At 40.3% G+C, this 8679-nt stretch carries 7 protein-coding genes; 5 read left to right on the top strand and 2 right to left on the bottom strand.

What is annotated here, in order from left to right:
- Window positions 1–150 precede the first annotated feature (150 nt).
- The 5 genes from ACEW8U_RS23285 (at window position 151) to ACEW8U_RS23305 (ending at window position 6238) form a co-directional block, all read left to right on the top strand.
- On the top strand, window positions 151–1521 hold the full coding sequence (locus tag ACEW8U_RS23285; RefSeq protein WP_373524455.1) for a Gfo/Idh/MocA family protein: 1371 nt from the start codon (window positions 151–153) through the stop codon (window positions 1519–1521).
- Between the two features lie 415 nt (window positions 1522–1936).
- Window positions 1937–3844 carry a serine hydrolase domain-containing protein gene (locus ACEW8U_RS23290; protein WP_373524456.1) on the top strand — a complete coding sequence of 636 codons (1908 nt, stop codon included), beginning with the start codon at window positions 1937–1939 and terminating at the stop codon, window positions 3842–3844.
- Between the two features lie 451 nt (window positions 3845–4295).
- Entirely contained in the window at window positions 4296–5156 is an 861-nt protein-coding gene (locus tag ACEW8U_RS23295) for an ORF6N domain-containing protein (RefSeq protein ID WP_373524457.1), read from the top strand.
- Between the two features lie 430 nt (window positions 5157–5586).
- A complete protein-coding gene (locus ACEW8U_RS23300; protein ID WP_373524458.1) occupies window positions 5587–5952 on the top strand; it encodes a type II toxin-antitoxin system RelE/ParE family toxin in 366 nt (121 codons plus the stop codon).
- On the top strand, window positions 5939–6238 hold the full coding sequence (locus ACEW8U_RS23305; RefSeq protein WP_373524459.1) for a helix-turn-helix domain-containing protein: 300 nt from the start codon (window positions 5939–5941) through the stop codon (window positions 6236–6238). Before ACEW8U_RS23300 ends, ACEW8U_RS23305 begins: the two co-directional genes overlap by 14 nt.
- Window positions 6239–6542: 304 nt before the next feature.
- On the opposite strand, the gene ACEW8U_RS23310 is transcribed toward ACEW8U_RS23305, so the two are convergent.
- Both ACEW8U_RS23310 and ACEW8U_RS23315 read right to left on the bottom strand, forming a co-directional pair.
- A complete protein-coding gene (locus ACEW8U_RS23310; protein ID WP_373524460.1) occupies window positions 6543–7658 on the bottom strand; it encodes a Gfo/Idh/MocA family protein in 1116 nt (371 codons plus the stop codon).
- A gap of 6 nt (window positions 7659–7664) precedes the next feature.
- Window positions 7665–8679: galactitol-1-phosphate 5-dehydrogenase (locus ACEW8U_RS23315; protein WP_373524461.1), on the bottom strand; the 1015-nt coding region annotated here is incomplete at its 5' end.

The following is an 8679-nucleotide window of genomic DNA, read 5'->3' on the forward strand; positions in this document are numbered from 1 at the left end:
ACAAATTTGACATTTTATACCCAGTGTTTTTATGACCATCACTTTGCCCAAACCTGATAAAAGTCATGGTTATTGTTTTTTACACTACAGTAAAGGATGGACTTTTAAACTTAATTTGATATTTTTAAAATCAACCTTTAACCTCAACCCATGAAAACCAAAAAGACCGATCCTTCCCGAAGAAAATTTTTGTCCAAATCCGCCACATTTGCCGCGAGTACAGTTTTTTTAACCAGTATTTCTGAAGCTTTGACACTTCATGACAATCCGAATGAAAAGATGAAAATTGCCATTGTAGGTCTTGGGGTCAGAGGGACAAATATGTTTGGAAGGGATGTGAAAAGAGTCTATGAAGAGCAGATTGAATTTGTTGGGCTTTGTGATATCAATCCAGGTCGATTGGAGCATGGGAAAAAATATATTGGAGTAGAATGCCCGCTATATACTGATTTTGACAAGATGTTGGCGGAAAGTAAACCGGATGTTGTCATCGTGACTACGGTTGACAATACTCATCATGAATTCATCATTAAGGCACTTGATTTCGGGAGTCATGTGATTACTGAAAAACCAATGACCACGGATCAGTTCAAGTGTCAGGCCATCTTGGATGCTGAGCGTAAATCCGGTAAAAAAGTCATTGTTACCTTTAACTACCGCTATTCACCCCATCGTCAGCGAATGTATGAAATCCTCCATTCGGGCGAAATCGGTGAAGTCACCTCTGTGGATTTCCATTGGTACCTCAATACTTCCCATGGGGCGGATTATTTCCGCAGGTGGCATGGATACAAAGAAAAAGGAGGGACCCTCTTGGTCCATAAATCCACCCATCATTTTGACCTGCTCAATTGGTGGCTTGATTCTGATCCTGAGGAAGTTTTTGCTTATGGTGCCCTTGAGTTTTATGGGAAAAACGGCAAATTCCGCCACACCCATTGCAGACCCTGCCCGCATAAAGACAAGTGTGATTTTTACTGGGATATCACCAAAAGCCAGCAATTGGTAGATCTTTATGTCAACAATGAACATCACGATGGCTATCTAAGGGATGGCTGTGTCTTTAGGGAAGATATTGATATCTATGATAAAATGGCGGTTCAGATCCGATACATGAATGGCGTGCAAGTAAGTTACTCCCTGACCACTTACTCTCCTTATGAAGGATATAGGATTGCCTTCAATGGAACCAAAGGCCGTTTGGAGGCGTGGATCAAGGAAAGCCAACCATGGCAGGAAATGGCCCACGATGAATTGAGATTGACAAAGAATTTTGGAGAAACTGAAATCATCACCATACCGCATGGTGGTGGAGGTCACGGCGGTGGAGATACCCGCCTAAAAGACAAACTCTTCAAAGACCCCAACATGGCCGACCCCTACCGCCAATCCGCAGGAACAAGAGATGGCGCCATGTCCATATTGGTAGGCATAGCTGCCAGAACCAGTGTCGAAAGCGGCCGACCTGTGAGGATTGCGGAATTGACGGACATTGAGTTGAAGAAGAAAGGGAGGGTTTGAAAGTAAGATTTGAGATGTGAGACATATGACGTGAGATGGCTTTTGGGGATGGGGAAGCCGTTATTTTTAACTTTAGAGGTTTGTCTATATTCACTACCAAAGACGTAAATCGGAGCCGTCACTCTGACGTAGGAAAGCCTGCCCCGATGCTTTCGGGGAGTCTCTACCCTAAGGCTTGGAGATCCTTCACCTCGTACCTCGGATTCAGGATGACGAGAAACCAAATATCATTCCTTTTCTGAGCATTTTAAAAAATGTTGGGGACTGGGGAGGAGGGTAAACCTGATGTCATTACCTATTCTGAACATTTACAAAATGTTAAGGACTCGAAATGATAAGTAGAAACCATTAACACAATTAAAACAAAATTTGCATTCAAAAACAAACAGGACTTGTCCTTTTCACTTCGATCCCGATGTTTACCTTATCCTTAAATCCTCTGTTCTATAAATGTTATAAATTTTTCTTAACAGCTGTTTTTATAGCGATCTCAGGACACTGTTTTAGTATACCAATTCAAGTGGATTCGGTTGAAAATAAAAGTTTATCCCAATTAAAACATGAGGTTGAACTTTTATTAAATGATTACAATGGACTTAGCGTAGGTATAGCATTGGTTCGCAAAGATCAACTAGATTGGATTGTTGGAATAGGAAACATTGAGGACAGGGGAATTGAACCAGTTTCGGTAAATACAATCTTCAGAACAGCTTCCCTTTCCAAAATGTTTGTTGCACTAGCTATACTCAAACTACATGAAGAAGGATTATTATCACTTGAGGATAAAATTAAAGACATAGTACCAGATGTTGAGTTTAAGAATCCATGGGAAGAAACCAGTCCAGTTCGAATAATTCATTTGCTTGAGCATACAACTGGTTGGGACGAGATGCATTTAGTAGAGCGGGTACATAATCAAACCCTACCTATTGCTTTAAAAAATGCCTTAGAATTTCATCCACATTCAAGAAAATCAAGATGGGTTCCAGGATCTAGGATGGCATATTGCAACTCTGGGTATGCAGTAGCTGCCTATATCATTGAAAAAGTAAGTGGGCTTCCTTTTGAGAAATATGTGGATGCCGCCATTTTAAAACAATTAAAAATGGATCATACAACATTTTTTAATGACTCGATATACCAGCAATGGGGCGCAAAAACATATAACTGGGATATGGAGAAAGTAGATTATAAACATGAATTGTATCGCCCTTCTTCAGCACTGAATTCTTCGCCAAAAGATATGGCCCAAGTACTCAAAATATTGCTCAATCGAGGGGCTTTAGATGGTTTAAATCTTTTTGACAAGGAAACGATCGAAAGGATGGAAGTGTCCCAAAGTACGCCAGGAGCTCAGGAAGGTTTAGAGTTAGGGTATGGTTTGGGGAACTATACGACCAATTACAACGGATTTACCTATCATGGTCATGACGGTGCTATGGATGGAGGGCTTTCTCAGCTAGCATATCTCCCAGAACATGGGGTGGGCCATGTCATTTTATTAAATGCGAATAACGTCCAAGCGATGCAGAGGATAGAAAAATTATTACGTGAATTTGAAACAGAAAAACTTCCTGTCCCTGAACCGAATAGAAGTGAATATATAGGTCAAATTGATATTGAAACAGGATTTTATCTCGCCATAAATCCAAGGAACCAAAATTTGTTTTATCAGGATGTGTTATTTGCCGGAATCGAAAAAATAAAATTCCATAAGAATACCGTATACAGATCATGGTTACTTCCTGGCTCCTCTTCAACATATCATGCAGTTTCCGCAAAACAATTTTCCCTGGGTTCTACAAACAAAATAGGTCTTGTAGAAGCTACTGATCCTATTGAGGGTAAAATACTTTACTCAGAAAATTCAGTATTAAAGCCCATTTCAAGTTTAAGGGTCTTTGGTCAACTAACCCTATTTGGACTATGGATTGCCATGACCATTGCAGGTCTATTTAGCTTTTTCATATTCACGGTTTTATATGCTTTCAATCGTGAAAAATATAACAGGATTATTCGTATCAGCTTATTGCCTACGATCACTAGCGTATTCATTATCATAACTTTCTTCCTCAGATTTTATGGATTCGACAATGCAGATTTACTATTTTCCAAACCTACATTCCTGACAATTGCCCTATTGAGCTGTTCTATCCTTTTTGTAGTAGGAGCAATAGCCTCTGCTATAGCTATTTTTAAATCCAGAAGATCTAAAATCCAAAGGACAGTTCTTTACCCTAATATGATACTTTCTTGCTTACATTTTATTGCATCAATATATCTGATATTTCATGGTTTTATTCCTTTAATTACTTGGGTATAATTAGAAATAAAGATTGCTAACATTGCTGGACATTCATTCCTAGGCAATCTCTGAAAATCATACAATCATCTCATAGGATTCCAATGTTAGCTTATATAGAAGTTTAAAACATCTCTGGTTATTGAAACAAAATCCACACATTCTTTTAAAGCCATGTTTTTGAATTTAATCCACTAAGGGATAAAGTCTCAAATCCTTCTTAAATCAACCGGATTCAAATAAAAATACCCTGAACAGGGGATGGTATGGGAAAGTATAATTTGGGATATTGTGGAGGACAATTAGGTAAGAGATTATGTTCTCATGCACAACTATTAAATTAGAATTTTTATTACCAAGCTCGCTTGCTTGAAATTCAAAGAAAATAATCGTTTGGCTTAGTAGAATCAAGTCCTTGCTGAATTGTCACAACTTTTGACTTGGATATATGGGCTAGAATTAAACCTGTACTATGGAATTGATTAATCAAGAACATATTGAAAATAAGATATTTACGATCAGGAACAAGCAGGTAATGCTTGACAGTGATCTTGCAGAACTTTATGAAGTATCCACTGGCAGGCTCAATGAACAGGTGAAGAGGAATAAAGATCGGTTTCCACTTGATTTTATGTTTCAGTTGAGTGAGCAAGAATGGGAGGAAGTCTTATCGCAAAATGCTGTGCCTAATCACAGAGCTTTAAGATCGCAAAATGCGATCTTAAAGGAAAAGCGGGGGCAACATAGGAAATATTTACCATATGTTTTTACAGAACAAGGTGTAGCAGGGTTATCTGGAATTTTAAAAAGTGAAAGAGCCGTAAAGGTGCATGTTGAGATTATGCGAGCCTTTGTCACTATGCGCAAATTCCTTCTTCAGAATGCATCCGTATTCCAACGCTTGGACCAATTGGAAATCAGGCAAATCCAAAGCGATGAAAAGTTTAACCAGATATTTAAGGCTTTGGAGGCAGGACGACCCGAACCAGATAAAGGGATTTTCTTTGATGGACAGGTGTTTGATGCCTATGCTTTTGTGTCCGATTTGATAAAAAGAGCCAAAAAAGAAATAATCCTGATAGACAATTACATAGAGGAAAGTGTGCTCAGCCTGCTGAGCAAACGCCAAAAAGACGTGACTGCCACTATCTATACTAAGAGCATCTCCAAAACCCTACAACTCGACTTGGAAAAGAACCATGCACAATATCCTGAAATCAAAGTAAAAACCTTTGCCCAAAACCACGATCGCTTTTTGGTGATAGACCAAAGTGATTTGTATCATATAGGTGCGTCTTTAAAAGACTTAGGCAAGAAACCTGTGGTGAGCTAAGTCGATCCATGGTTTGCCTTTTCTCGCATGGATAGTCTGACAACTTTATTGCTAAACCAAATGAAGAATGTGAAATAAAAGAATTACAGCAAGAATTAAATGATCTTTTGTTGCCAAAACCACTATATTTTTATTAGAATGCAGTTTTCGAATTCAACTTTTCAAGAGATAAATCCTCAAATCCTTCTTTAATCAACCAAATTTCAGTAAAAATACCCCGAACAGGGGATGATATGGTAAAGGATTATTTGGGATATTGTGAACAGATAAATGAGAAATATCCACAACAGTTGCGCTATTTGTTCCAAATGGAATAAATAGCGCAGTAGTTTCGTGAAGCAAACCGTTGTGCTACACTTTAGAAAAACCACTTTCGCATTTTTTCACATCTAAACATCTCTTTTGTTCCATTATTCGTTAACTTTACAACATGGAGAAAAAAAGAAAACTGATTTTCTACAAGGACTATTTTAATGACTTTTTCGATAAGCTTCCTGAAAAGGTGAAAGGCAAGATTGATGAAGTACTTTATATGATTATGGTTCTTGAGAGAATTCCAGCAAAGTTTTTCTCGCATATTACTGCATATGATGGACTCTATGAAATACTGGTAGAGTATAGCAGCAATATCTACAGGATATTTTGTTGTTTTGATGAAGGTAATTTGATAGTGCTGTTCAATGGCTTCCAAAAGAAGTCTCAAAAGACCCCTCAAAAGGAAATTGACAAAGCATTGAAAATCAAAGCCGAGTATTTTGAAGAAAAGAACAAACAAAAGAAAGATGGAAAAAAGTAGCTCAATTACAACATTTGAACAACACCTTGAAAAAAGGTACGGGCAAGAAGGCGAAGAAAAAAGAATGGCTTTTGAGGCTAAAGCTAAGGCTTTTGCCATTGGTGAACTCATAAAAGAAGAGCGAAGACTTTCAAATATGACTCAAGAACAACTTGCCACTAAAACAGGGACTAAGAAAAGCTTTATCTCCAGGATTGAGAATGGAAAAAGCGATATTCAACTTTCAACACTTTATCGAATTTTAGAATTGGGACTAGGTAAAAAAATCTCATTCACGATAGAATAAAAGCGAAGCACAACATCACCTTGGAAACAGCGGGCGGTACCGAGTAACAATGAAAATCAGTATCTTTAATAAGTTAGGAGAAGGCTTGAAGGAAACGTCTCCGAATGCCCGCCGCTTCCAAGCTGAATCCCGTTTTCCTGACCTAGCCAAATAAAAAAAATCATTTCTTACCGATGAATAGATTTAACTCTCACCTACTCAAATTCTTCTCATTAATCCTCTTCAATTCCTCCTTCAACTTCTCTTTTTGCAACCAATTTCCCCTGACCATCAACCAATTACTTTTCAAAAATAGCCTAAGCCCCTACCGTAACCTCCCATCCATATCCCCTCTCCCTTCCTCAGCTTTCAATGGAAACTTCACGGGCATATTGTCACGGGTGGAGCGATAGATGGCGGTGAAGAGTTCTACAGTTCTGCGGCCTTCTTCTCCGGTGACCAAGGGTTCCCTGCCTTGGGCTAAAGCATCCAAAAATTCCTCGATTTGTAATTGGATATAATGTACGGTGGGGTCGATTTTGTGAAATATCGCGGTATCTTCTTTGATAAATTCCGCTAACAAATGCTCTTCTCCCGGAATGGTCCAAAGGTCATTTTGGGGTGGTTCGGAAATGCCTGACATGCCTGCTATAAACATTGCTCCTGCTTCGGGTTGGATTCCCACAGAGGCCCCGTTGCTGCCGTGGACATGGATTTTTCCATGGATACCGGGCTTGGTGGAATTGGTCAACAGGATATTGCCCAAACCTCCGTTTTTGAATTTGACGATGGCCAAAGCGGTGTCTTCCACTTCGATATAGGGATGGTTGAGATTGGCCCAAGTGCCATATACCTCGTCCACTTCTCCCATCAGCCAAAGCAACACATCCAATTGGTGTGGGGCCTGATTGACCATTACTCCACCTCCTTCATGTTCCCATGAACCTCGCCAAGGATCGGATTTGTAATAATTCTCATCACGCCAACCCAACATAGTCACTGTTCCCAAAGCAGCTTTGCCTATTTTCCCATCTTCAATGGCTTTTTTGGCGCGCTGTACAGATTCATAAAATCTTCTTTGGCTGATCACGCCCAGTTTTTTGCCATATTTTTTTGAGGCTGCGATCATGTCATCACAATCTGCCAAAGTGGAGGCCAATGGTTTTTCCACGATCACATTTGCCCCGACAGCCATAGCTTCCAAAGTTGGATCCAAATGATTGGGATGTGGGGTGCAGACCATGACGAGATCGAGTTTTTCTTTTTCCACCATCTCGGTGATATTAACATAGGCTTTGACACCATAAGTTGCTGCAAAGCTTTTGGCCTTATCCAATGTTCTGCTGAAGACAGCGGTAAACTCAGATTGGGGAGCGTTTTGTAATGCCTTTGCGTGTAGGTGGGCAACTTTGCCGCAACCGATAATTCCTGTTTTGTACATGATGGCTTAGGGTTGGAGAACTACTTTGTTTAAACCGGGTTCTTTGTCATACAGCTTTTTGAACCATGCTGCCCCTTCACTCAATGGTGCTTTGACACTTAAAAGGGAATCCACATCAATCAGTCCTTTTTCCATCATCTCCAATACCTTGTCATATTCCCCCGCAATGGAGCAACTTCCCTGCAACCTGATTTCTCTTGTCACCACTGCCTGAAGGGGGAATTCCACCTGTTGGGCAAGGTTGCCGACCAAAGTGACCGTCCCGCCTTTGCGGACATTCTCTATGGCCATTTTTACTGTTGGTCCAATACCAACTGCCTCGAATGCCACATCAGCACCTCTGTTATGGGTTAGGCTTAAAATGGATTTTTGTAAGGATTCATCTTTGGCGTTGAATGTATGGTCAGCACCGAATTTACGGGCCAATTCCAGTTTTCTGTCATCGAGATCAACCGCAATGATGGTTCCCGCATTGGACTTTCTGAGTACCTGTATCAGAAAAAGTCCGATCATCCCTGTTCCCACCACGAGTACACTGTCCCTAAGACTGATGGGAGTGAGGTCTACTGCATGCGCCGCCACGGCAACAGGTTCTACCATCGCCGCCTGTTCGAAAGAAACTCCGTCCGGGATTTTATAGAGGATATGTTCCGGTACCACTACATATTCTGCAAATGCGCCATGTCTGCGGTATTCTTTAGGGGAGACCCCTAAGACTTTTCTGTTGTCACTTAGATTGTATTTGCCTTTCAGCGTGTACCAATCATTGAGTTCATAGACGGTGGAATCAAAAGTTACCCGGTCACCAAGGGTAAAGGATTTCACCTCACTTCCGGTTTCTACAATTACGCCCGATGCTTCATGTCCCATGATTAGCGGGGGATTTCTCCTTCCCGAACTTCCATCCATACCATGTACATCACTGCCACAGATACCACATGCCTTCACCCTGACCAACACTTCATTGGGCTCAAATTCAGGTTCAGGTACATCTTTGTAGACAAGATTATTGTAAGATTCC

The organism is Aquiflexum sp. (genome assembly GCF_041751335.1).
Lineage (GTDB): Bacteria > Bacteroidota > Bacteroidia > Cytophagales > Cyclobacteriaceae > Aquiflexum.